Here is a 21,998-nt window from a genome sequence, read left to right on the forward strand (position 1 = left end):
CATGCCAAGGCCACAGCCATCCGATAGCTTCGACGACCTGCTCGACGGCAGTGTCAAAACCGGCAAGCGCGACGTAAAACGCGCACCGCTCGGCCCTGACTCGCTGCTGTGGAAATGGGGCGCCGACAACCGCATTCAACTCCTGCGCGGCTACACCGGCGTGCTGCAGAATATGCACCCAGCCATCGGCCAGTCACTGCTGGATCACTCGAAGTTTTTCGAGGAGCCTTTCGCACGCCTTGAGCGCTCCACCCCGCAAATCATCGCGTCGATTTACGACGACCAGGACGTGATCGGTAAACAAATCCGCGATTACCACGTAGATATCAAGGGCAAGCTCCGCGACGGCAAGCGCTACCACTCGCTCAACCCAGAAACCTACTGGTGGGCACACGCAACATTCGTCTACCGTGTCATCCTCGCTCAGGAACTGTTCGGGACCCCGTTTACCCACGCGGAGAAAGACCAGATCGTGCGCGAGGGCGTGACCTGGTGGGACATGTACGGCCTGTCCGAGCGCCCTGTCATTGACAACTACGACGACCTGATCGCCTACATCGAAGAGATGGAAGACACCGTGCTTGAGCGCAACGATACGGTCGATTTCGCGCTGCGTACCGCCCGCGTCGAACCGGTAAAGGCGCCGGATGGTGTCCCCGAGGCTGTGTGGAAGGTCATCTGGAAGCCGATCATGCGCAGCGTGATTTGGCTGACGGTGGGCACGCTCAACGACAAGGAGCGCCAGATCCTCGACCTTGAGTGGACGCACCGCGACCAGCGCCGCTTCAACCGAATCGCAAGGTTCATCCGCAGTGTGTTCAAAATCCTGCCTGAGGACAAGCGCTACATGGAGCCAGGGCGCTCGCTGATGATCAAAAACGGCATGATCTCCGGCAAGTACAAGGAACCGAAACTGATCACCCCGTACTCTCCGAAGAGCCAAGACGCAACGTCCGGCGGTTGCCCCGTCTAGCATCGGCGTTATGCTGCCAAAACGCCTCCGCGAACAACCACTGCCCGCACACCTTCAGAGCGAGCTCGTCGCCCTGACGACGAACCACGGCGGCGAGGTGATCTCCGTCGCATCTCCGCTTATCGACGAGCCCCTCGGCACCGTCCCCGCAGGCACCACAGACGACGTGGATGAAGCGTTTCGCCGCGCCCGTGTGGCGCAGCGTGCGTGGGCGGAGCGCAGCCTGGCGGATCGCACCGCGGTGTTTGACGCGTTCCATTCGCTGGTCTACCGGCACCGCGACGTGCTGGCGGACATCGTGCAGCTCGAGACCGGCAAGGACCGAACGGCAGCGTTCGACGAAGTGCTCGACGTGCTCAATAATGCCCGGTACTACGCCCGCAACGCAGCGACGTTCCTCTCAGAGAAACGACGCCCGGGGGCACTGCCACTGCTCACCCGTGCGCGGGAACAACGCGTCCCTGTTGGTGTTGTGGGGCAGATCAGTCCGTGGAACTATCCGCTTTCCCTGGCTATTTCTGATGCCATCCCGGCTCTTATCGCTGGCAACGCTGTGGTGGCGAAGCCGGATTCGAAGACGCCGTTTTCGTGTCTCGTCGTCAAGCAACTGATCGTGGAGGCTGGCCTTCCAGCGGACGTGTTCCAAGTCGTGACAGGCTCCGGCCAAAAAGTCGGCGGTGCGATAGCCGAGCGGTGCGACTACCTGATGTTCACCGGCTCCACCGCCACCGGCAAGAAACTGGGCCGCACTGTCGGCGAACGGCTCATCGGCTATTCCGCGGAACTCGGCGGCAAAAACACGATGATCGTCGCGCCGGACGCCGACGTACAAAAGCACGCGCGCACGATGGCTATCGCGTGCTTCTCCAACGCGGGTCAGTTGTGTGTGTCCATCGAACGCATCTACGTCCACACAGACATTTACGACGACTTCCTGCACGCGTTCACCCACGCCACCGAATCACTCACCTTGGGCAAGGGACTGAACTGGGACTATGACATGGGCTCGCTTATCGACGACACCCAGCTCAAACGGGTGCAGACCTACGTCGACGACGCCGTAGCGAAGGGTGCACGGGTGGTCACCGGTGGCACACCTCGCCCCGATGTTGGCCCTCTCCACTTCGCGCCTACCGTTCTCGCAGACCTACCCGCTGACGCGAACCTGCGTGAGGAAGAGGTGTTCGGCCCCGTCGTGTATGTCCAGCGTGTGGGCAGCGTCGATGAGGCGATCGATCTGGCCAACGCCCTCCCCTACGGACTTAACGCCTCCGTGTTTGCATCCCCGCACACCGCCTGGGAGATCGCGCGCCGCGTTGAAGCCGGCAGCGTGACGATCAACGACGGCTACGCCGCTACATGGGGCTCGATGGCAACCCCGCTGGGCGGGGTAAAGGAATCCGGGATGGGCCGGCGCCACGGACGCGACGGGATGACCAAGTACACCGAGGTGAAAAACATCGCACAGCAACGCATCGTGACTATGCGCGGCCCACACGCAATGCCGAAGAGGCTCTACGGCCCGCTCATGACCTCGGCACTGGCGCTTGGCAAAAGGTTGCGTCTTCTGCCCTAGCAAGACAAAACGGGCGCTTCCCCAACTGGGAAGCGCCCATAATGTTTGCGAAAAACTACGCGTTATCCTCCACCGGGACAAGCGAGATCTTGCCACGGTTATCGATGTCGCGGATCTCAACCTCGACCTTGTCGCCGACGTTGATGACGTCCTCGACCTTCTCCACACGGGTGTTACCACCCAGGTTGGAGATGTGGATCAGGCCATCGGTGCCCGGGGTGATGGACACGAACGCGCCGAACGCCACGGTCTTGACCACGGTGCCCAGGTAGCGCTCGCCCACCTTCGGCATCTGCGGGTTCGCGATCGCATTGACCTTCTCAATCGCGGCGTCGGCAGCCTCACCAGAGGTGGCGGAGACGAACACGGTGCCATCGTCCTCGATGGAGATGTCTGCGCCGGTGTCCTCGGTGATCTGGTTGATGGTCTTGCCCTTCGGGCCGATCAGCTCGCCGATCTTGGATACCGGGATCTTCACGGTGGTGATCTTCGGTGCGAGCGGGTTCATCTCGTCCGGGCCGTCGATGACCTCAGCCATGGTGTCCAGGATAGCCTCGCGGGCGTCGCGGGCCTGGTTCAGCGCATCTGCAAGAACGCTGGACGGAATGCCGTCGAGCTTGGTGTCTAGCTGCAGGGCGGTGATGAACTCGCGGGTACCGGCGACCTTAAAGTCCATGTCGCCGAACGCGTCTTCGGCACCGAGGATGTCGGTCAACGCAACGTATTCGGTTTCACCGTTGACCTCGCCGGAGACCAGACCCATCGCGATACCCGCAACCGGTGCTGCCAGCGGCACACCAGCGTTGTACAGCGACAGCGTGGAAGCACACACGGATCCCATCGAGGTCGAGCCGTTAGAACCGAGCGCCTCGGAAACCTGACGGATCGTGTACGGGAACGCCTCACGCGACGGGATCACCGGCTCAAGGGCACGCTCGGCGAGCGCACCGTGGCCGATTTCGCGGCGCTTCGGAGAGCCGACGCGTCCGGTCTCACCAGTGGAGTACGGCGGGAAGTTGTAGTGGTGGATGTAGCGCTTGGACTCCTCCGGGTGCAGCGAGTCGAGGTGCTGCTCCATCTTCAGCATGTCCAGGGTGGTCACGCCGAGAATCTGGGTCTCGCCACGCTCGAACAACGCAGAGCCGTGGGCACGCGGGATGAGCTCCACCTCGACGCCGAGGTCGCGGATATCGGTCACGCCGCGGCCGTCGATACGGAAGCCCTCGGTGAGGATCTTCTCGCGCACGATCTGCTTCTGCAATGCGTTGTACGCGGCGCGGATTTCCTTCGATGCTGCGTCGCGCTCCTCGCGCTCGTCATCGTCGATATCGAAGGAGTCGAACAGATCTTCCTCGATGTCTTCCATGTACTCGTTGGTGGCGTTCTCACGCTCAGCCTTCGATGCAATGGTCATCAGCTTGGCCAGCTTCTTCGCAGCCTTCTTCTCAACGGCCTTGAACACCTTCTCGGAGTACGCCGGGAAGAGCGGGAATTCCTTCTGCTCGGTGGAAACCTCGCTGGTAAGCGCACGCTGCGCACGGCACAGGGTCTCGATGTACGGCTTGGCAGCCTCGAGACCTTCTGCAACGGTCTTCTCAGTCGGGGCTGGGTAGCCCTTCTTGATCTGCTCGACCACGTTCACGCCGGCGCCAGCCTCCACCATCATGATGGCGACATCTTCCTCGGTCTTGCGGCCACGCTTGCGCTCAACCATGCGGCCAGCAACGACCATTTCGAACAGGCAACGCTCGTGCTGCTCATAGTTCGGGAATGCGACCCACTGGCCCTCGGGGTGCTTATCGTCGGCAAGCAGTGCCATGCGCACGCCACCAACCGGGCCGGACACCGGCAGGCCGGAAAGCTGCGTCGCGGCGGACGCACCGTTGATGGCGACGACGTCGTAGTACTCCTCCGGGTGCTGCGACAGCACCGTGATGACAACCTGCACCTCGTTACGCAGGCCCTTAACAAAGGTCGGGCGCAGCGGGCGGTCAATCAGGCGGCATGCCAGGATCGCCTGGGTAGACGGGCGACCCTCGCGGCGGAAGAACGAACCCGGGATCTTGCCCGCGGCGTACATGCGCTCTTCAACGTCAACGGTCAGCGGGAAGAAATCGAATCCTTCGCGCGGCTGGTTGGATGCGGTGGTGGTGGCCAGCATCATGGTCTCTTCGTCGAGGTACGTGGTGACGGAACCGTCGGCCTGGCGCGCGAGCTGGCCGGTCTCGAAACGAATGGTGCGGGTGCCGAAGTCGCCGTTATCCAGCGTGGCAACCGCTTCGGTGACTCCGAAGTCTTCATCTACGTGGACATCAAACGAGTTGTTTGGCTTAAAGTTGCGCAAAAGATCCCTCTCCTTCGAAGGCGTGTTGGCGATCATCGGTGCCGCCATGTCATAGGTGTTCTTGCAACGGGCAGCAATAATAGCAAAAAACGCCCCACCGTGCAGGTGAGGCGTTATTTTTTGCGCTATTGCTTAGCGACGAAGACCCAGACGGGCAATGAGATCACGGTAGCGATCAACATTGTTCTCGCGCAGGTACTTCAGCAGACCACGACGACGACCAACGAGCAGCAGCAGGCCACGACGAGAGTGGTGATCGTGCTGGTGGTCCTTCAGGTGCTCGGTCAGGTTGTTGATACGCGCGGTGAGCAGCGCAACCTGTGCCTCGGTGGAACCGGTGTCGGTCTCGTGGATGCCGTACTCCTTGAGGATTTCGGCCTTCTTCTCAGTGGACAGTGCCATGAGGTGCTCCTTGGTTGTTTCAGTTCGCGTTCTACGGAAAAAGTCTGTGCTGCACCATAACTGCCGCGAACCACAGTCGTCTGGCGCAAGACCTCAAAGAGGTTACACGACCGGCGTGGACTGCGCCAAACTCGTCAGACGTCGCATGAACTCCTCGAGAAAACCTGCGGTGTCTACCGTGACGGCCACTGCGGCGGACTTGTCCGGGTCGTTCAGGCGGGTTTCGTCGCCAATCGTGCGCCCACGCGTCTCGCCCTCGGTGTCCACCTTCATGTTGATGCCAAGCGTGTCCACCAAACCCGGCTGGATAGCCACGGCAACCGCCAACGGGTCGTGCAGTCCGCAGCCGCCAAGGTGTGGCGAGGTGGTCTTGTAGGCGTCGATGTAGTAGTTCGTGATGTCGGCCAGGAATGTGCCACCGGTGGTGCCCAATTCGGCCCACGTCGCGGTTTCTTTGGTGGTCAACAGGGTTTGTAGCGTGACGTCGAGACCGATCATGGTGACGTTGCGCAGCTGGCGGAACAGCAGGTCGGTTGCTTCGGGGTCCTGGTTGATGTTCGCTTCGGACCAGGCGGTGACGTTGCCTGGGACGGTGAGCGCGCCGCCCATCATCACGATGTTGGCATTTTCACGGAACACGTTGGATGCCTCGACCGCTGCCGCGATTGTGGTGGACGGGCCTGTGGGCACGATGATGAGGTCATCGCCGTACGCCGTAACCGATTCGACGAGGAAGTCCACCGCAGACGTCGATTCCACCTGACGCGTCGGATCAGGGATCTCCACCTCGCCAATGCCATTTTTGCCGTGGATGAACGCGGAGATCTCCTGGACCTCGAAGGAGTCCTTCGCGCGCGCGTGGTCTGGGCCTGCGAACACCGGAATGTCTGTGCGGCCAAACAGCTCCAAGATGGCGAGGGTGTTGCGCACTGAATCCTCGACAACCACGTTGCCGTAGGTGCAGGTCACGCCGATGAGTTCTACTTCGGGCGACGCGAGTGCGTACGCCAGTGCCAGGGCATCGTCGATGCCGGTGTCTAGGTCCAGGATCAGCTTCGTGGTCATGCACCGAGAATATCGCGGGTGGTGGCCACATCGCGCGCCATGTGCTCAAGTAATTCCTCAACGGAGTCAAACTTGACCATGTCGCGAACCTTGCCCACGAACTCCACTCGGGCCATCCGCCCGTACAGGTCGGCGTCGCGGTCGAGCACAAACGACTCAACGCTGCGCCGGTTGTCGCCAAACGTGGGGTTCGTCCCCACGGAGATCGCCGCTGGGTAGCGCACGCCGGGTTCCATGTCGCCGTCGATGGGGGCGTCGTCGATGATGGTGAGCCAGCCCGCGTAGACACCGTCAGCCGGGATCGCGGCCGCATCGGATGCGTACTGGTTGGCCGTCGGGTATCCCAGTTCCTTGCCGCCACGGCCGGCACCACGTTCAATCGGTGCGATCACAGAGAACGGCCGTCCCATGTAGTCGGTCGCCGTTTGTACGTTTCCGCCGGAGAGTTCGTCGCGGATGGCGGTGGAGCAGACCTTGACGCCGCCGTCGGAAAGCAATCGCACAATCGTCACGTCGATGCCTGCGCGCTCCCCTAGCTGCGCCATGGTTGTAGCGGTACCTGCGGCATCTTTTCCAAAGGTGAAATTCTCCCCCACCAGCACGTGGCGGGCGCGCAGTTTGCCCACGAGGACATCCTCCACGTACCCCTCGGGCGAAACCCCGCCGAGCTCGTGCCGGAAATCAATGACAAGCAAGTAGTCCACGCCCAACTCAGCGATGTGGCGGGCGCGCTCCTCAAGCGACATCAGCGCCGCAGGCGTGTGACCTGGTGCGAATACCGTCACGGGGTGCGGGTCAAAGGTCATGACCACGCTCGGCACACCGAGTTCACGTGCGGTATCCACGGCCTTCGAGATCAGCAGTTGGTGGCCTCTGTGCACACCGTCAAAGACGCCGATAGTGACGACGGTGCCACCAGGCTCGCCAAATGTTTCCGGCACTGCGTCGAGGCCACGCAAAATATCCACGGAGGACACAGTACGGCATACTTCAGAACCATGAACGATCCCCTCGAAAAGTCCGGCATTGTTGTCGTCGATAAGCCTCAGGGCTTGACGAGTCATGACGTGGTCGCGCGACTGCGCCGCTTCTTTGGCACGCGCAAGGTTGGCCACGCTGGCACGCTCGACCCGATGGCCACGGGCGTGCTTGTCGCAGGCATTGAGCGCGGCACGAAGCTGCTGGCGCACCTGGTCGCAGAGGACAAGGTCTACGAAACGACGATCCGCCTCGGTGCGTCCACGACCACAGACGATGCGGAGGGCGAGATCACCGAAACGCACGACGCGTCCGCGGTTACCGACGACGCGATCCACGAGCAGATCGCACTGCTGACCGGCGATATCACGCAGGTTCCGTCGAAGGTGTCCGCGATCAAGATCGATGGGCGCCGAGCCCACGAACTGGTGCGCGCCGGTGAGGAGGTCACCATTCCTCCCCGCCCCGTGACCGTCCACGCTTTCGATGTCAGCGAGATCCGCCACCACGATGGCGTCGTCGACATCGACGCCCGCGTGCATTGTTCCTCCGGCACCTATATCCGCTCGCTGGGCCGCGACCTCGGCGCGGCGTTGGGGGTTGGCGGGCATTTGATTGCTTTGCGACGAACCTCCGTCGGCCCATTCTCCATCGACGACGCCCACCCCCTCGACGCGTTGGAAGACAATGCTGTGTTGTCACTGACCATGGATGAGACACTGACCCGCTCGTGGCCGGTGCTTGATGTCACTACTGATGAATACGCGGCGCTCTCCATGGGCAAATGGCTCGAGCCGCGCGGTTTGAAGGGCGTGCACGCCGCCGTCGGACCAGACGGCAAAGCAGTCGCCCTAGTGAAAGAGCAGGGCAAGCGCCTAGCCACGGTGTTTGTGGCGCGGCCATCCACGCTTTAGCTCTTAGCGCACGTACGTGGAAGCCACCACGTAGCCACCACGGACCACCCAGCGGCCCTCAAACACCGGCACCGGCGCGGGACGGGCGAGGAGCTGCGAGACAAACGTGCCGTCGGCGCGCAACTCAATTTCGGCTTCGTCGAAATCTAGCCAACGCCGTGTCATCGGAAACCAGCACTTGTAGGTCGCTTCCTTGGCGCAAAACAGCAGCCGGTCGGCCCATTGCTGCCCCTGCTCACGCATGCCGTTGACCATCGCGATCTCAGTATCACTGGCAATCGACTCCAGCACCCCGTCTGGCAGCGATTCTGCCGGCTCCGCATCGAGCCCCATCGACAGTACGTACCGGGTTGGTGCTGCGACAGCGGCGCGCAGGCCATCGGTATGGGTCAGCGAGCCGGTAAACCCCTCTGGCCACAACGGCATACCGCGTTCCCCACGCAGGATTGCACCTGCAGATTCCACGCCCAGTTCGCGCAGTGCCTGGTGTGCGCACCAGCGGGCATCGCCGAACTCTCCCTTGCGCAGGTCCACCGCAGTCTTTACTTCCTGGCGCTCTGCCGGGTGGAGGTGGTCGTAGCGGGTGAGGTCGCCGGCGTCGTCGGTAAGTAAAAAGACGCAGCGTGCTTCTGGAGGAAACAGCGAAATATCTTGCATCACTATTCAACCTCCATGACCGGGTACGGGAATTGCCGCGTGGACGGGTGGTGGCGCCACTCGCGCGGATAGCCCAGGGAAACCTCAATGTGGTCGACGCCATCGACCTTGGTCACCCCCGGCATGTGCAGGTGACCGTACACCACTGCCTGCGCGTTGTAGCGCTTGGGCCATGTCCTGGTGTGCCGGGTCCCGCACCACAGGGCGATTTCAGACCACATCATGCGCTGCACCGGCTCCTGCACCAGCGGCCAGTGGTTGACCAGAATCGTCGGCCCGCTAATGCGGGATAAGCGTTTGGTGGTGTAGGCCAAACGGTCCCAGCACCAGCCACGGATATCCACAAATGGTGCGATGGCAAACTCGTCTGTCATCACCACGTTGTTGTCGTGGGCGGCCTGCAGGGCTTCGTCGACAGTCATTTCCCTGCTGCGGAACGAATAGTCGTACAGCGTAAATAGCGGCGCGATGGTCACTCCGCCGAACACCGGATAGCGATCTTCCGGGGTAATCACACCGATAGCGCGCATCGCTTGAACCAGCATGGCGTACTTTTCTCGGCCGCGGTACCTGTCCGCAGAACGGCAAAATAGCTCGTGGTTGCCGGGCACCCAGATGACGGTGTCGAACCGACTGGCCAGTTCTGTCATCACTTCAACGATGAGTTCGAACCGTTCGGCCACGTCGCCAGCGACGATGAGCCAGTCAGACGGGTCAGTAGGCTGGATGTCGTCGATTTTTGGGCCGTTGAGCTTCACTGCGGCGTGCAGGTCGCTGACTGCCCAGAGTGTCGTGGTCATGCGTCATTCCTACCATCACCGCTTGTCACTGCCCATCGCATGGAACGGAACCTGTGCACTACACCTACGAGGCGCACAAGGACTTGGCCGAGTTGTCCGACCCAAATACCGGTCAGGCCCCAGCCAAAGAAACCGGAAGCGATGATGATCGGCAGCGCAACCCCGAGCAGCGAAAACAGTGTCAGGTTGCGCAGGTACGCCGCATCCGCCGCACCAAGCAGCACACCGTCGAGCGCAAACACCGCTCCCCCGGCGATGATCATGGCGATAAACAACAGCCACGGCAGCTGCAGCGTATCGACGACCGCCTGATCCTGCGTAAACAAACCCAGAATCGGCTCACGGAACAACGCGAACACCACGGCCAGCACGACCGCGAAGACCATCGAGTACTTCAATGCGTGCTCACCAACGGCGCGTGCGTCCTGCGCCCCTGCCCGCCCCAAAGCCGAGCCGGTCAGGGTCTGCGCCGCAATAGCCAGCGAATCAAGCACGAGTGTGAGGAAGTTCCACAGCTGCAGCATCAACTGGTGAGCAGCAAGCGCAACCACGCCGAAGCGACCAGCAACTGCAGCAGCGGTCAGCAACGAGACTTGAAACGATAACGACCGCAAAATCAGGTCGCGGCCTAACACGAGCTGCTTGGAAATCACCGACCACTGCGGCGCCCAGCCCCGGCCCGACGTCCGGTGCTCCCTGATCAGGAACACCACGAACAACGTTGATGTGATCCCCATGCCAATCACGTTGGATATCGCGGAGCCCACAAGCCCGTACTGGTTCACCAATAACGGCAACGAGATCGCGCCGGGAATGAGGCCACACAGCGTTAAGTAGAACGGCAATCGCGTATTTTGCACGCCGCGCATCCAGCCATTTCCGGCCATGATGATCAGCGTCATCGGGATGGCGAATGCGGACACACGCATCCAGGACGCAGCGCGCACACTCGTGTCAACGTCACCTGCAAGCGCCATCGCCAACGGTTGGGCGAACACCCACACAATCAGCGCCAAGATCGCGCCGACCCCGAGCGCTACCCAGGTAGCTTGTACACCTTCCTCGACTGCCTGATCGCGTTTTCCGGCACCATAAAACCGCGAGCTTCGCGCCGTCGTGCCATAGGACAAAAACGTTAATTGGGTTGTCACGGTCGACTGGATGGCAGCGCCTGCAGCGAGTGCAGCCAGCTGCGCGGTGCCGAGCCTGCCAACGACAGCGGTATCCAGCAACAGGTACAGCGGGTTGGCTGCCAGCACGCCGAGCGCGGGCAGCGCGAGCATCAAGATATCCCGCGCGGTTGGTGTGCGGGCAGCGTCCGCGCCCCTCATCGGTCGGCGGGTTCTGGCAACGCGTCGAGCAGGTCGCGGACGACCTCAGAGCGCGAACCGGTGGCCGAGTACCCCGCTGCTGCCTTGTGTCCGCCACCGCCAAGAGAGCGCGCGACGGTTGAAACGTTCAGCACCGTAGAACGCAGCGACATCGCCCAATGCTTGCTGCTGTACTGCTTCAACACCACGCCGACGTCGGTGCCTTCAAGGGCACGGGCGTAGTCGATGATCGCCTCGACCGTTGGCTGGCTCATGCGCGCTAACAACCCCGTGGGAATGGTGAGCACTGCAACGGAGAGCCCCTTGACCGGAATGATCTGGGTTTCCGCCAACACCGCGCCCATGAGCTGGAGGTCAGTCGCACTCATCGTGTCCATCAGGTCCAGCGCAATCTGGCGAGTATTCAGGCCGTAGCCCATCAGCTCCGCGGCCAAACGGTGCATCCTCGGTGTGCCCCACCGGAAGCTGCCGGTGTCGGTGACCAAGCCCGCGTACAGGCAGTACGCGATGTCCTCGTCAAGCTCCACCCCAAGATGATCAAGCAACTCGCGGATCATCGTTGTGGTCGATTCGGACTCGACGATCAAATTCATGTCGCCGAAACCGGGGTTGGTGTTGTGGTGATCGATGACAACAACGCGCGACGGGTTATCCGTAACATCAATCAGGAATGCTCCTGTGCGATCTGCGGAGGCACAATCCACGGTGACAACAAGGCCATCCTCCGGCAGAGTTTCGCCGTAGATGATCTCATCGACTCCCGGGATAGTGCGCATATTCGCCGGGTGCGGCAACGGCTGGCCAATGTAAACGTCGTTGTCGATACCAAGCGCCGTGAGCCCCTTTGCGAGCGCACACGCCGACCCGATCGCATCCGCATCGGGGTTGATGTGTGCGACCACGTTGACGCGGTCCGCAGCGCGGATACGCTCGGCAACCTCGGCAAATAGCGGAGCATGCTCCGCAAACAGCTGGCTGTTCAGGGCACTACTCCCCTTCACCGGAGCGCTTGTACGGGTCAGCATCGCCAGCCGGCTTCGCATTTGCGCGCAGCTTTGCTAGCTCCTCGTCACGCGCGCGTGCACGGTTGAGCAGCTCCTCCATGTGCGCGGAAGCTTCCGGCACGGTATCGCGCTCAAACGAGATGGTCGGCGTGAACCGAACCGAAAGCTGATCTCCCACGATCTTGCGGATCTGCCCGCGAGCACGGTTGAGCGCCTCGGCGGCCTGCTCGTAGTCAGGTTCGTCGTCGATCTCTTGGCCACGCACTGTGTAGTAAATGGTGGCGTCATGAAGGTCCCCGGTGACTCGGGTGTCGGTCACAGTGACCAACTCCAGCCGGCGGTCCTTAATCTCCCGCTCAATCGCGGAAGCAACAATCGTCTGAATCTGCTTCGCCAACCGCTGGGCGCGGGTGTTATCAGCCATGTCACTCCTCCTCAAAACTTCTGCATAGTGTAACCCCCGCCGAGCACGTGCGTGCGGGGCGGGGGTTTCGTCGATAAGCAATTGCTTTGCGACGACTAGTCGCGCGGGACCTCGACCATCTCGTAGGTCTGAATGATGTCGCCCACCTGGATATCCGGGTAGGACAGCACCATGCCGCACTCGTAGCCCTTGGCTACCTCGTTGACGTCGTCCTTCTCGCGGCGCAGCGAATCGATCGACGCATCCGGAGTAATGACGTTGCCGTCGCGGACCAGGCGCAGCTTCGCACCGCGCTTGACCTTGCCCTCGGTAACCATGCAACCTGCGATGAGGCCGACTGCGGAAGCCTTGAAGATCTGACGGATCTCGGCTTCGCCCAGGTCGCGCTCTTCGTAGATCGGCTTGAGCATGCCCTTGAGCGCCTGCTCCACATCCTCGATCGCCTGGTAGATGACCGAGTAGTAGCGGATCTCCACGCCTTCGGCATTCGCCTCTTCCGTGGCCTTGCCGTCCGCGCGGACGTTGAAGCCAATGATGATGGCGTCGGATGCCGCCGCGAGGGTGACGTTGGTCTGGGTCACAGCCCCGACGCCACGGTCGATGATGTTGACCTGCACCTCGTCGTCGACCTCGATCTTGAGCAGCGCCTCCTCGAGGGCTTCCACCGAACCGGCGTTGTCGCCCTTGAGGATGAGGTTGAGCTGGCTGCGCTCCTTGAGAGCCTGATCCAGGTTCTCCAAAGAGACACGCTTCTTACGACGTGCCTGCATCGCCGCACGCTGACGAGCGTCACGCTGCGCAGCAATCTGGCGAGCCACACGGTCATCCTCAACCACGAGCAAGTTGTCGCCCGGGCCAGGAACACCGTTGAGGCCCTGGACCTGAACCGGACGGGACGGGCCTGCCTCTTCCACGTCCTCGCCCCACTCGTCGACCATGCGACGCACGCGACCGAAGTTGCCGCCGACGACAATGGAGTCGCCGACACGCAAGGTACCGCGCTGCACGATCACGGTGGACACCGGGCCACGGCCACGGTCCAGGTGGGACTCGATGGCAACACCCTGCGCGTCCATGTCTGGGTTCGCCGTGAGCTCAAGCGCCGCATCTGCGGTCAGGAGCACAGCCTCCAGCAGGTCATCAATACCGGTGCCCTGCTTCGCAGAGATGTCGATGAACATGGTGTCACCGCCGTACTCCTCCGGCACGAGGCCGTACTCAGTGAGCTGGCCGCGGATCTTGTCCGGCGATGCCTCCGGCTTATCCACCTTGTTCACTGCGACCACGATCGGCAGTTCCGCAGCCTTGGCGTGGTTAATCGCCTCCACGGTCTGCGGCATGACACCGTCGTCCGCTGCCACCACGAGGATGGCCAAGTCGGTCGACTTCGCACCACGGGCACGCATGGCGGTAAACGCCTCGTGGCCCGGGGTATCCAGGAACGTGATCTTACGCGGGTGGCCGTCGAGGGTGACCTCGGTCTGGTATGCACCAATGCCCTGGGTAATACCGCCGGCCTCGCCACGACCCACGTTTGCCTTGCGGATGGAGTCCAACAGGCGGGTCTTACCGTGGTCGACGTGACCCATGACGGAGACCACTGGAGGACGCTGCTCGAGCTCCTCTTCGCCGCCTTCGTCCTCACCGAACTGCAGGTCGAAGGATTCGAGCAGTTCACGGTCCTCGTCCTCCGGCGAGACAATCTGGACCTCGTAGTTGATCTCAGCGCCGAGCAGCTGCAGGGTGTCCTCAGACACGGACTGCGTTGCCGTCACCATCTCACCGAGGTTGAATAGTGCCTGCACCAGCGACGATGCATCGGTGTTGATCTTCTCAGCGAGGTCAGACAGGGTCGCGCCTTGGCGCAAGCGAACGGTCTTGCCGCCGCCGTCGGGGAGACGAACGCCACCGATGACGTTCGGCTTGTGCATCTCCTCGTACTCAGCCCTCTTCTGGCCCTTGGACTTGCGGCGCTTGCCGGGTGCACCACCCGGACGGCCGAATGCACCTGCGGTACCGCCGCGACGTCCGCCGCGACCGCGGAAACCGCCACCCGGTCCGCCGAAACCGCCACGCTGTGGCCCGTTCTGGCCACCACGACCACGACCACGGCCACCGCCGCGGCCACCGGCCGGTGCAGCCTTCGCAGGCATTTGTGTCGGCGACGGACCTGCCGGCATATCCGCCGGCGACGGACGGTTGCCGCCACCCTGACGGGCACCACCCGGGCGTGGGCCGCCCTGGCCCTGGCCACCGCGACCCTGCCCCGGACGTCCACCCGGACGCGGCGGGCGCTGCCCACCTCCGGTGTTGGACGAGAACGGGTTGTTAGCAACGCGCGGGCGTCCACCAGGCTTCGGCATCGGGCGAGGCATACCGCCCGGAGTCGGGCCGTCCTTCTTCGCAGCAGCCGGCTTCGGCGCTGCAGGCTTTGGAGCTGCGGGCTTTGGAGCTGCGGGTTTAGGTGCGCCTGGCTTCGGGGCGGAACCCGCAGGCTTCGGCGCTGCAGGCTTCGGTGCGCCCGGCTTCGGGGCGCCTGGCTTCTGGGCCGGCTCACCCGCAGCCTTCGCAGCCGGTGCCTTCGGAGCAGCCGGAGCCGGCTTCGGCTTCGCAGCCTCGCCCGGCTTTGGTGCGGAACCGGCGGGCTTCGGCGCTGCAGGCTTGGCACGGTTCTGGCCAGGCTTCTTCAGCGGCGGTTTCGCCGGAGTCGGTGCTTCCTTCTTTTCGTTGTCGTCTGCGCCACCGCCATTGAGCTTGGCGTAGTGCGCCTTCATCTTCTTGATGACAGGCGGCTCAATGGTCGACGACGCCGTCTTCACAAACTCACCCTGTTCTTTCAGGGTTGCGAGTAATTCCTTACTTGTTACGCCGAGCTGCTTAGCCAACTCGTGTACGCGTAGCTTTCCGGACACATGTCTCCTTGTTGTTCATGCTAGGAGCCCAGTGCCCTTCGGCTACCGGCCCCTAGACGTGGTCAGTGACTTTCATCGCTGATGCTGCTTCATGGTTGCGTACTCATCAGTGTTCGGTCTTTCCTTCATTCTCTGGGTCGACCGCCTCGGCGCTTCTGCTTTGCGACGAGGCGAGGTACGTACGTACATGACCTAGGTCTACTTTCGCAGACAGACGGAGCGCTCGCCCAAAGGCTCGGCGTTGTTCCGCCAGCTCGACTGCGTCCAACGACGGGGTAATCCATGCTCCCCGACCAGGCAGTTTCCGGTCCGGGTCGGCGAGGATCTTCCCCGGCACGTCCGGATCGGCGACCACGCGCAACAGTTCGACGTCGGGGTGAGTTTTTCGGGTGGCAATACAGGTACGTGTGCGGATGGGGTGCTTACGCATTCCGCTCATTCGCATCCTTCCCGCAACCTATCTGCCGTCTAACACTGTGCCGTTATGTCTCACACCGGCGCACTCGTGTGCGTGGTGGGCCGCCGCACCCAACGTGCGGACGCAAAGCCGTTAAACACTGTACGCGAAAACCCGCAGAATCTGTACTTCCTGCGGGTTTCATAAACGTTGGCAAAGACCTTATTCGTCGTCGGCGATATCAGCGTCGGAGCGGATGTCGATCTTCCAGCCGGTCAGGCGGGCGGCCAGGCGGGCGTTTTGGCCTTCCTTGCCGATGGCCAAGGAGAGCTGATAGTCCGGCACCGTCACGCGAGCCGCTTGCATATCCGCATCGAGCACCGTGACATCCACCACTTTCGAGGGGGCCAGGGAGTTACCGACGTACTTCGCCGGGTCCGCATCCCAATCGATGATGTCGATCTTTTCGCCGCCGAGCTGCTGCATGATGTTGGTCACGCGAGCACCACGAGGCCCGATACACGCCCCCTTGGCGTTGACACCCTTGACAGTTGCGCGCACCGCAACCTTGGAGCGGTGGCCTGCCTCGCGCGCGATGCTGACAATCTCTACCGAACCGTCGGCTACCTCCGGCACCTCGAGCGCGAATAGGCCGCGAACCAGCTCCGGGTGCGTGCGCGACAGGTTGACCTGCACGCGCTTGTCGCCCTTGTTCACACCAACGACGTAAGCCTTGATGCGATCGCCGTGGCGCAGAACCTCGCCCGGGATCTTCTCCGCTGGTAGCAGGATGCCGTCCTGTGGATCAGCCTCAGTACCAAGTTGGACGATGCTGATACCGCGCGCCTCGGCGTGGGCATCACGCTGGACCAGACCAGAGACAATCTGGCCTTCGAGTTCTGCGTACTCGCCGTACACACGGCCCGCCTCCGCTTGGCGCAGACGGCCCTTGATCGCGTCACGCACGGCGACGGAACCAATTCGGGAGAAGTTCACCGGCGTGTCGTCGTATTCAGAGACGACTTCGCCTTCGGCGTCGAGCTCGCTGACGATAACGGCAACGTCGCCCGTTTCGGTGTCAATGTCCACACGCGCCTTGGAACGCTCGGTACCGCTTTCCTCCTTGAACTCGCGGTATGAAAACAGCAGCGCGTTTGCGATGGTGGTCAGCAGGTCCTCCATCGAAATGCCTTGCTGCTCTTCGATGGTTTTCAGCGCGTTCAAGTCGATATTCACTTGTTTCCTTCCTGTGCCGCCGCTGCGGCTTCGAGCTCTGCAAACGTCTGATCCGCCAGCTCGACTTCTGCTGCTGGCGGCGCGTTGAACTCAATTTCTACCACTGCACCAGCGATTTCTGAAACCGGTGCAATTCGCACCTCATCGCCCTTTTTCGACGAACGCACCAGCGCAACATGCTCCTGCGCCTCATCCAGTACGGCGATGCGCCACTTCTGCTCACCCGCCTTAATCAGACGGCCCTGGTTGCGACGGAAGTGTCGCGGCTGCGTCAGCGGCATATCCACACCAGGGGTGGTCAGTTCAAGCGTGTATCCGGCGCCGAAGTTGACTTCCCCGCGCTGCTCGAGGTCGTCGAAAAGCGTTGATAGCTCATTGGACACTTCCTCCAACTCATCCAGCGTCGGGTGCGTATCCGAGTCGAGCGCAATAACGACCTGCGATTTCTTCCCCGCCTTGACGGTGCGAATGTTCTCAATGTCCATCGCGTACGCCTTCACGACAGGGGCGACCAATTGTTCAAGTTCGTTATTTGTGGGAAATGCCATGCGTCAAACCTAGCGTGTAACGTACAGCGGGTGAAGAAACTGCGTGTTTTGCCAGCTGTACTGCTCCTGACCAGTTGCACAGTGATGGATGTTGTCGGCCCTCGCGCCAACGGCGAGATCATGTCGCTGGCCAAGCAAGCCTCCGCTGATTGGGTGTTCGGGGAGAACCCCGAGTGGGCGGAACTGCGCAAGTTCCAGAGCGAGCAGCTTCAAGACGAAGCCCTGCGCCTGTGCGGCACGGACGAAACTGGACAGACCCCGCAGTCCTGCAACGTCGGGTATGGCGACACCGACCTTCCGGCAGCCGCGGACGGCGCAGCCCTTTTGGAGCACACCGTCACCGCCGCCGACAAGGTGCCTGACGATTCGGTTGACCTCGTAGTAGCCCAAGCCATCGATGCGCTTGCGCTCACTCCTGTCAAGATTGAGATCGAGGGCCCGCTTGACGACGACGCCGCGACCCAATCCGCCGCCGACCTCCTCGCCCGCGAAAACGCGATGTATTACGGCCTCGGCCTCGCGCTCGCCCATGCCGACGAGGCTTTGCGCACCCGCATTAGCGAGCTGCGCGAGGCATCCCACGAACGCACCGAGGCGCTTACGGAACTGCTCGGCGACACAGACGGCCAATCGTTAGTTCCCGCCGCCGGATACACCTTCGCGGACGGCTACAACGACCCCCAGACAACGCAAGAGGCCACCGCGCTCGTCGAAACGATGCACGGTGACCTTGTCAAACAGTGGCGCTACGCCGCCGCTCACGCAGAGACCAAGCAGTGGCGCAAGGCGGCAATCCAACTCGCTGCCCACGCCCAGCGGGCCTAGCCTTCACACCCAGATTTATCGCCTAGCCGCGGCGCTCTGCGACCAGTTCCTGGACCTTCGCCACGATGTCGTCGGCCGGGTCCTCAAGGGTCTCGCCCCCGCGGATGCGCAGTTCGACGTTGCCGTCAGCGAACGCGCGACCGAGGATCACGATGAACGGCATACCGAGCAGTTCCGCATCCTTGAACTTGACGCCTGGGGAGACCTTCGGGCGGTCGTCGAAAAGCACCTCGAGCCCGGCGTCGGAGAGTTCAGCCGCGATGCGGTCGCCTGCCTCGAGCGCAGCAGCGTCCTTGTTCGCCACAGCCACATGCACCTGGTACGGGGCGATCTCCACCGGCCAGACCAGGCCCTTGTCGTCGTGGCGCTGCTCCGCCACCACAGCGAGCATGCGAGAGATACCGATGCCGTAGGAACCCATGGTCGGCACGGCACGCTTGCCGTTTTCGTCCAGGATCTGCACGTCCATGGCTTCGGTGTACTTGCGGCCCAGCTGGAAGATGTGGCCAAGCTCGATGCCGCGGGCGAGTTTCACGGTGCCGTTGCCGGACGGCGACGGGTCGCCTTCCTTGATCTCGGCGGCCTCGATGTAGCCATCGACAGTGAAGTCGCGACCAGCGACCAGTCCGACGACGTGCTTCTGCGGAGCGTCCGCACCGGTGATCCACGCGGAGCCGTCAACCACGCGCGGGTCTGCGAGCACACGCACACCGTTGGCCTGGAGCGCACGCGGGCCAACGTAGCCCTTGACCAGGAAATCATTCTTGGCAAAGTCTTCGTCGCTTGCCAACTCGAAGGTCGCCGGCTCGAGCGATGATTCCAGGCGCTTCTCGTCCAGTTCGCGGTCGCCCGGGATGAGCACGCCGACCAACTGTGGGCCGACCGGCTTGCCGTCCTCATCCACGGCGCGCGGATCGTTGACCTTGATCATCATGCACTTGAGGGTGTCGGAGGCTTCGGCAGGGCGGTCGTCGATAAGCACTCCTGCGCTCCGCGCCCACTCCACGAGTGCCGCGATGGTCTCGGACTTCGGGGTGTCGTGCTCGACAGCCTCGGGCAGCCCTTCGATCGGGCGTGCTTCCGGAGCAACCGTGGTCACGGCCTCGACGTTGGCGGCGTAATCGCCCGCGGTGGACACCACGAAAGTGTCCTCGCCGTTGTCGGAGTACGCGAGGAACTCCTCGGATGCGGAGCCACCCATGGCACCGGAGGTGGCCTGGCAGATCTCGTACTTCAGTCCCACACGGTCGAAGATGCGCTGGTAGGTCGCACGGTGGTTTGCATACGACTCATCCAGACCCTCGTCCGACATGTCGAAGGAGTAGGAATCCTTCATCACAAACTCACGCCCGCGAAGGATGCCCGCGCGCGGACGTGCCTCATCGCGGTACTTCGTCTGAATCTGGTACAGCGTGACCGGGAAATCCTTATACGACGAGTACAGATCCTTCACCGCCGTAGTGAACATCTCCTCATGCGTCGGGCCGAGCAGCATGTCCGCACCCTTACGGTCCTTCAGGCGGAACAGGTCATCGCCGTATTCGGTCCAGCGGTTCGTCGCCTCGTAGGGCTCGCGCGGCAGCAGTGCCGGAAACAGCAGTTCCTGGCCACCCATTGCGTCCATCTCCTCGCGCACCACACCCTCGATCTTGCGCAGCGCACGCAAACCAAGCGGCAACCAGGAGTACACGCCCGGCGCGGCGCGGCGGACGTAACCAGCACGGACAAGCAGTTTGTGGCTCGGCACTTCAGCGTCGGCCGGGTCTTCGCGCAGAGTGCGCAGGAACAGCGTGGACAGGCGAGTAATCATGCGGGGCAGTTTACCCGGTAGCTTGTTCGTCATGCTGATCGTCCTCCCTCCTTCCGAAACCAAAGCGCCCGGCGGCACCGACGCTGCGATGGCGTTGTCGTTTCCGTCGTTGGATCCCATTCGCAATTCGCTTCTCGACGAACTCACCCACACCCTCGTCGACACCCCCGCCTCCAAGCAGGCAGAGGCGGAGGAAAACCTCACGTTGCGTGACAATCCGGTGATGCCTGCCATCAAGCGCTACACGGGTGTGCTGTACGACTCGCTCGATGCCTCCACGTTGTCCGCCGATGCGCTATCGCGCCTTGCCGTTGGCTCCGCGCTGTTCGGCGTGGTTCGGGCAGGCGACCTCATCCCCCGCTACCGCCTGTCCGCCGGAATGAAACTGGACGGCAAAACGTTGCGCGCCTGGTGGGGCTCCGCCGTGACGGATGCACTTGCAGACTGCGGCTTTGTCATCGACATGCGCTCCGGCGCCTACCAGAACCTCGGCCCTGTGCCCGGCGCGCTGACCATCCGCGTGGAACAGGCCGACACCGGCAAGGTGGTCAGCCACTTCAACAAGAAGTACAAGGGCGAGCTGGCCCGGGTACTGGCGCCACACGACGCGTCGTCTGCTTCGGAGGTCGTGGACCTGTCCGTGGCTGCGGGCTTCGACGTGTCTGTCGACGGCACGCTGCTGACCATGCGTGTGTAGGTGTCACGCCGCCTGGGTGTGTGCTGCCCCGTTGTCTGCTTCTCGCGCCTGGGCGAGGGCGAGCAGGGCGCGGGCGTCGTCGACAAACTCGTCTTCCTTAAACAACAGATCATGCGGCGACGCCCTGAGCAGGAACACACCACGTTTGAGCAGATGTTTCTCCCGCTTGCGCTCTTGTCGCAGCGTCTCGTCGGTTTTCTTAAACGTGACCCCGTCGTATTTGTAATCCCCGTCGATCTCCAGGATCAGCGCCCCGAGGCGAAGATCTACCTCGTAGCCGGCGAACATGCCGTTGACGATCCAGCCGTCGGCCACCCGCTCAATCAACACCGCGCGTGCGTACGATTCGAACGGCGACCGCGAGTTACCCACTGCGTATCGCAGCACTTTCCGCAATACACCTATCCCCTTGACACGGCCAAGCTTGTCGGCTTCCGCCTCCACGGTCGCACGATCGGTGTGGTGTTTGAGCACCCAGTCCATCGCCACCAGCCCCTCCCTGAACCCGTAGCGCAGGGCGATCTCGAATGCGGTGGTCAGCTCGTCGGTAACGCGCAATGTGTCAAAGTGCTTGATCACGGCCGCGCGGTTACGCGCTTCGTGGTAGACGGTGTTTGCTGGCCATTGTTTCCTCGACGGCGCCTTGCCACTGGGCAGCACAAGCTCTACAGGTTCGTTGGGGTCGGTAGTTACCAGCCACATCCCCAGTACACGCGCCGCAGACCTGCCGGCGAGCGCCGCCTTCCTCGCTGCCTGACCTGCTGCAACCGCCTGCACCCAGCGCTTTTCGTAAAACGCCAACGCACGAAAGTCGGCCTGCAGCATCGCATGCCTTGCCGACAACGCCACTGCCCTGCCTGATTGTGTATCCCTGCGGTCGATCACCTTGCTCAGGATCTCCCGTTGCCTCCCCATATCCATGCCACAACGATTGCAGAGATCCCGTGTCGGCGGAAGACCCCGCCCGTTTTTGTGGATAACTTCGCGACTGTTATCCACAGCCTAAATTCCGATATCGGGTTTTGAAGGTGCCGCGTTTGCAAACCCGCAGGTCGCTATCCGCCCTGTGCGCCAAATCCCGATATCGGGTTTTGGGTTGTGTCTA

20 protein-coding genes are annotated in these 21,998 nt (G+C 62.3%); 5 read left to right on the forward strand and 15 right to left on the reverse strand.

Annotated features, from left to right (window positions below; all coding sequences use genetic code 11):
* The first annotated feature begins 1 nt into the window (after position 1).
* Both HMPREF3048_RS05450 and HMPREF3048_RS05455 read left to right on the forward strand, forming a co-directional pair.
* Positions 2–973, forward strand: a complete 972-nt coding sequence (locus HMPREF3048_RS05450; RefSeq protein ID WP_070771426.1) for an oxygenase MpaB family protein — start codon at positions 2–4, stop codon at positions 971–973.
* Positions 974–983: 10 nt separating this feature from the next.
* A complete protein-coding gene (locus HMPREF3048_RS05455) occupies positions 984–2,549 on the forward strand; it encodes a succinic semialdehyde dehydrogenase (protein WP_141758864.1) in 1,566 nt (521 codons plus the stop codon).
* Between the two features lie 55 nt (positions 2,550–2,604).
* Here the strand turns inward: HMPREF3048_RS05455 and HMPREF3048_RS05460 are convergent, their stop codons facing one another.
* From HMPREF3048_RS05460 to HMPREF3048_RS05475, 4 genes are all read right to left on the reverse strand, one after another.
* A complete protein-coding gene (locus tag HMPREF3048_RS05460) occupies positions 2,605–4,929 on the reverse strand; it encodes a polyribonucleotide nucleotidyltransferase (RefSeq protein ID WP_070422398.1) in 2,325 nt (774 codons plus the stop codon).
* A gap of 96 nt (positions 4,930–5,025) precedes the next feature.
* Positions 5,026–5,295 carry a 30S ribosomal protein S15 gene (rpsO, locus tag HMPREF3048_RS05465; RefSeq protein ID WP_070422298.1) on the reverse strand — a complete coding sequence of 90 codons (270 nt, stop codon included), beginning with the start codon at positions 5,293–5,295 and terminating at the stop codon, positions 5,026–5,028.
* A 102-nt stretch (positions 5,296–5,397) separates the two neighbouring features.
* On the reverse strand, positions 5,398–6,360 hold the full coding sequence (locus HMPREF3048_RS05470; RefSeq protein ID WP_070771427.1) for a nucleoside hydrolase: 963 nt from the start codon (positions 6,358–6,360) through the stop codon (positions 5,398–5,400).
* Positions 6,357–7,337: a bifunctional riboflavin kinase/FAD synthetase gene (locus tag HMPREF3048_RS05475; RefSeq protein ID WP_141758865.1), complete on the reverse strand. Its 981-nt coding sequence runs from the start codon at positions 7,335–7,337 to the stop codon at positions 6,357–6,359. The genes HMPREF3048_RS05470 and HMPREF3048_RS05475 overlap by 4 nt, the downstream gene beginning before the upstream one ends.
* 21 nt (positions 7,338–7,358) lie before the next feature.
* On the opposite strand from HMPREF3048_RS05475, the gene truB reads away from it, so the two are divergent.
* Positions 7,359–8,252, forward strand: coding sequence for a tRNA pseudouridine(55) synthase TruB (truB, locus tag HMPREF3048_RS05480; protein WP_070771428.1), 894 nt, complete (start codon positions 7,359–7,361; stop codon positions 8,250–8,252).
* Positions 8,253–8,255: 3 nt separating this feature from the next.
* Here the strand turns inward: truB and HMPREF3048_RS05485 are convergent, their stop codons facing one another.
* The 9 genes from HMPREF3048_RS05485 to rimP form a co-directional block, all read right to left on the reverse strand.
* Positions 8,256–8,909, reverse strand: a complete 654-nt coding sequence (locus HMPREF3048_RS05485; protein WP_070771429.1) for a 4'-phosphopantetheinyl transferase family protein — start codon at positions 8,907–8,909, stop codon at positions 8,256–8,258.
* Positions 8,910–8,911: 2 nt separating this feature from the next.
* Positions 8,912–9,709, reverse strand: coding sequence for a metallophosphoesterase family protein (locus HMPREF3048_RS05490; RefSeq protein ID WP_070422294.1), 798 nt, complete (start codon positions 9,707–9,709; stop codon positions 8,912–8,914).
* The gene (locus tag HMPREF3048_RS05495; RefSeq protein WP_070614540.1) at positions 9,706–11,040 is read right to left on the reverse strand and encodes an MATE family efflux transporter; all 1,335 of its coding nucleotides are present in this window, start codon (positions 11,038–11,040) and stop codon (positions 9,706–9,708) included. Before HMPREF3048_RS05495 ends, HMPREF3048_RS05490 begins: the two co-directional genes overlap by 4 nt.
* Positions 11,037–12,041, reverse strand: a complete 1,005-nt coding sequence (locus HMPREF3048_RS05500; RefSeq protein ID WP_246818857.1) for a DHH family phosphoesterase — start codon at positions 12,039–12,041, stop codon at positions 11,037–11,039. The genes HMPREF3048_RS05495 and HMPREF3048_RS05500 overlap by 4 nt, the downstream gene beginning before the upstream one ends.
* Entirely contained in the window at positions 12,028–12,468 is a 441-nt protein-coding gene (gene rbfA, locus HMPREF3048_RS05505) for a 30S ribosome-binding factor RbfA (RefSeq protein WP_070422292.1), read from the reverse strand. The genes HMPREF3048_RS05500 and rbfA overlap by 14 nt, the downstream gene beginning before the upstream one ends.
* A 95-nt stretch (positions 12,469–12,563) precedes the next feature.
* Positions 12,564–15,380: a translation initiation factor IF-2 gene (gene infB, locus HMPREF3048_RS05510; RefSeq protein WP_070771430.1), complete on the reverse strand. Its 2,817-nt coding sequence runs from the start codon at positions 15,378–15,380 to the stop codon at positions 12,564–12,566.
* Positions 15,381–15,486: 106 nt separating this feature from the next.
* The gene (locus tag HMPREF3048_RS05515; RefSeq protein ID WP_070451066.1) at positions 15,487–15,810 is read right to left on the reverse strand and encodes a YlxR family protein; all 324 of its coding nucleotides are present in this window, start codon (positions 15,808–15,810) and stop codon (positions 15,487–15,489) included.
* A 189-nt stretch (positions 15,811–15,999) separates the two neighbouring features.
* Positions 16,000–17,013: a transcription termination factor NusA gene (gene nusA / locus HMPREF3048_RS05520; RefSeq protein WP_070771431.1), complete on the reverse strand. Its 1,014-nt coding sequence runs from the start codon at positions 17,011–17,013 to the stop codon at positions 16,000–16,002.
* Positions 17,010–17,561, reverse strand: coding sequence for a ribosome maturation factor RimP (gene rimP, locus HMPREF3048_RS05525; RefSeq protein WP_070422288.1), 552 nt, complete (start codon positions 17,559–17,561; stop codon positions 17,010–17,012). Before rimP ends, nusA begins: the two co-directional genes overlap by 4 nt.
* Before the next feature lie 30 nt (positions 17,562–17,591).
* Here rimP and HMPREF3048_RS05530 point away from each other — a divergent pair, with 30 nt between their 5' ends.
* Positions 17,592–18,386, forward strand: a complete 795-nt coding sequence (locus HMPREF3048_RS05530; protein WP_246818858.1) for a DUF4439 domain-containing protein — start codon at positions 17,592–17,594, stop codon at positions 18,384–18,386.
* A gap of 22 nt (positions 18,387–18,408) precedes the next feature.
* Here HMPREF3048_RS05530 and HMPREF3048_RS05535 read toward each other — a convergent pair whose 3' ends face one another.
* Positions 18,409–20,196 carry a proline--tRNA ligase gene (locus HMPREF3048_RS05535; RefSeq protein WP_070771585.1) on the reverse strand — a complete coding sequence of 596 codons (1,788 nt, stop codon included), beginning with the start codon at positions 20,194–20,196 and terminating at the stop codon, positions 18,409–18,411.
* 31 nt (positions 20,197–20,227) lie between these two features.
* Between HMPREF3048_RS05535 and HMPREF3048_RS05540 the strand changes: the two genes are divergently transcribed.
* Complete coding sequence (locus HMPREF3048_RS05540) at positions 20,228–20,893, forward strand: YaaA family protein (protein ID WP_070771587.1); 666 nt, start codon at positions 20,228–20,230, stop codon at positions 20,891–20,893.
* 3 nt (positions 20,894–20,896) lie between these two features.
* Here HMPREF3048_RS05540 and HMPREF3048_RS05545 read toward each other — a convergent pair whose 3' ends face one another.
* Positions 20,897–21,814 (reverse strand): hypothetical protein, encoded by a 918-nt coding sequence (locus tag HMPREF3048_RS05545; protein WP_141758866.1) that lies wholly within the window; start codon positions 21,812–21,814, stop codon positions 20,897–20,899.
* Positions 21,815–21,998 lie beyond the last annotated feature (184 nt).

This window comes from Corynebacterium sp. HMSC075D04, from assembly GCF_001815635.1.
GTDB classification, from domain to species: Bacteria; Actinomycetota; Actinomycetes; order Mycobacteriales; family Mycobacteriaceae; genus Corynebacterium; species Corynebacterium coyleae.

Excerpts from the sequence above, each read along its gene's own strand:
- HMPREF3048_RS05540 (WP_070771587.1), top strand. The coding sequence starts at position 20,228 with ATGCTGATCGTCCTCCCTCCTTCCGAAACCAAAGCGCCCGGCGGCACC.
- rpsO (WP_070422298.1), bottom strand. The coding sequence starts at position 5,295 with ATGGCACTGTCCACTGAGAAGAAGGCCGAAATCCTCAAGGAGTACGGC.
- HMPREF3048_RS05490 (WP_070422294.1), bottom strand. The coding sequence starts at position 9,709 with ATGACCACGACACTCTGGGCAGTCAGCGACCTGCACGCCGCAGTGAAG.
- HMPREF3048_RS05470 (WP_070771427.1), bottom strand. The coding sequence starts at position 6,360 with ATGACCACGAAGCTGATCCTGGACCTAGACACCGGCATCGACGATGCC.
- HMPREF3048_RS05535 (WP_070771585.1), bottom strand. The coding sequence starts at position 20,196 with ATGATTACTCGCCTGTCCACGCTGTTCCTGCGCACTCTGCGCGAAGAC.
- HMPREF3048_RS05460 (WP_070422398.1), bottom strand. The coding sequence starts at position 4,929 with ATGATCGCCAACACGCCTTCGAAGGAGAGGGATCTTTTGCGCAACTTT.
- HMPREF3048_RS05495 (WP_070614540.1), bottom strand. The coding sequence starts at position 11,040 with ATGAGGGGCGCGGACGCTGCCCGCACACCAACCGCGCGGGATATCTTG.
- rimP (WP_070422288.1), bottom strand. The coding sequence starts at position 17,561 with ATGGCATTTCCCACAAATAACGAACTTGAACAATTGGTCGCCCCTGTC.
- truB (WP_070771428.1), top strand. The coding sequence starts at position 7,359 with ATGAACGATCCCCTCGAAAAGTCCGGCATTGTTGTCGTCGATAAGCCT.
- HMPREF3048_RS05485 (WP_070771429.1), bottom strand. The coding sequence starts at position 8,909 with ATGCAAGATATTTCGCTGTTTCCTCCAGAAGCACGCTGCGTCTTTTTA.
- HMPREF3048_RS05515 (WP_070451066.1), bottom strand. The coding sequence starts at position 15,810 with ATGCGTAAGCACCCCATCCGCACACGTACCTGTATTGCCACCCGAAAA.
- HMPREF3048_RS05450 (WP_070771426.1), top strand. The coding sequence starts at position 2 with ATGCCAAGGCCACAGCCATCCGATAGCTTCGACGACCTGCTCGACGGC.
- HMPREF3048_RS05455 (WP_141758864.1), top strand. The coding sequence starts at position 984 with ATGCTGCCAAAACGCCTCCGCGAACAACCACTGCCCGCACACCTTCAG.
- HMPREF3048_RS05545 (WP_141758866.1), bottom strand. The coding sequence starts at position 21,814 with ATGGATATGGGGAGGCAACGGGAGATCCTGAGCAAGGTGATCGACCGC.
- rbfA (WP_070422292.1), bottom strand. The coding sequence starts at position 12,468 with ATGGCTGATAACACCCGCGCCCAGCGGTTGGCGAAGCAGATTCAGACG.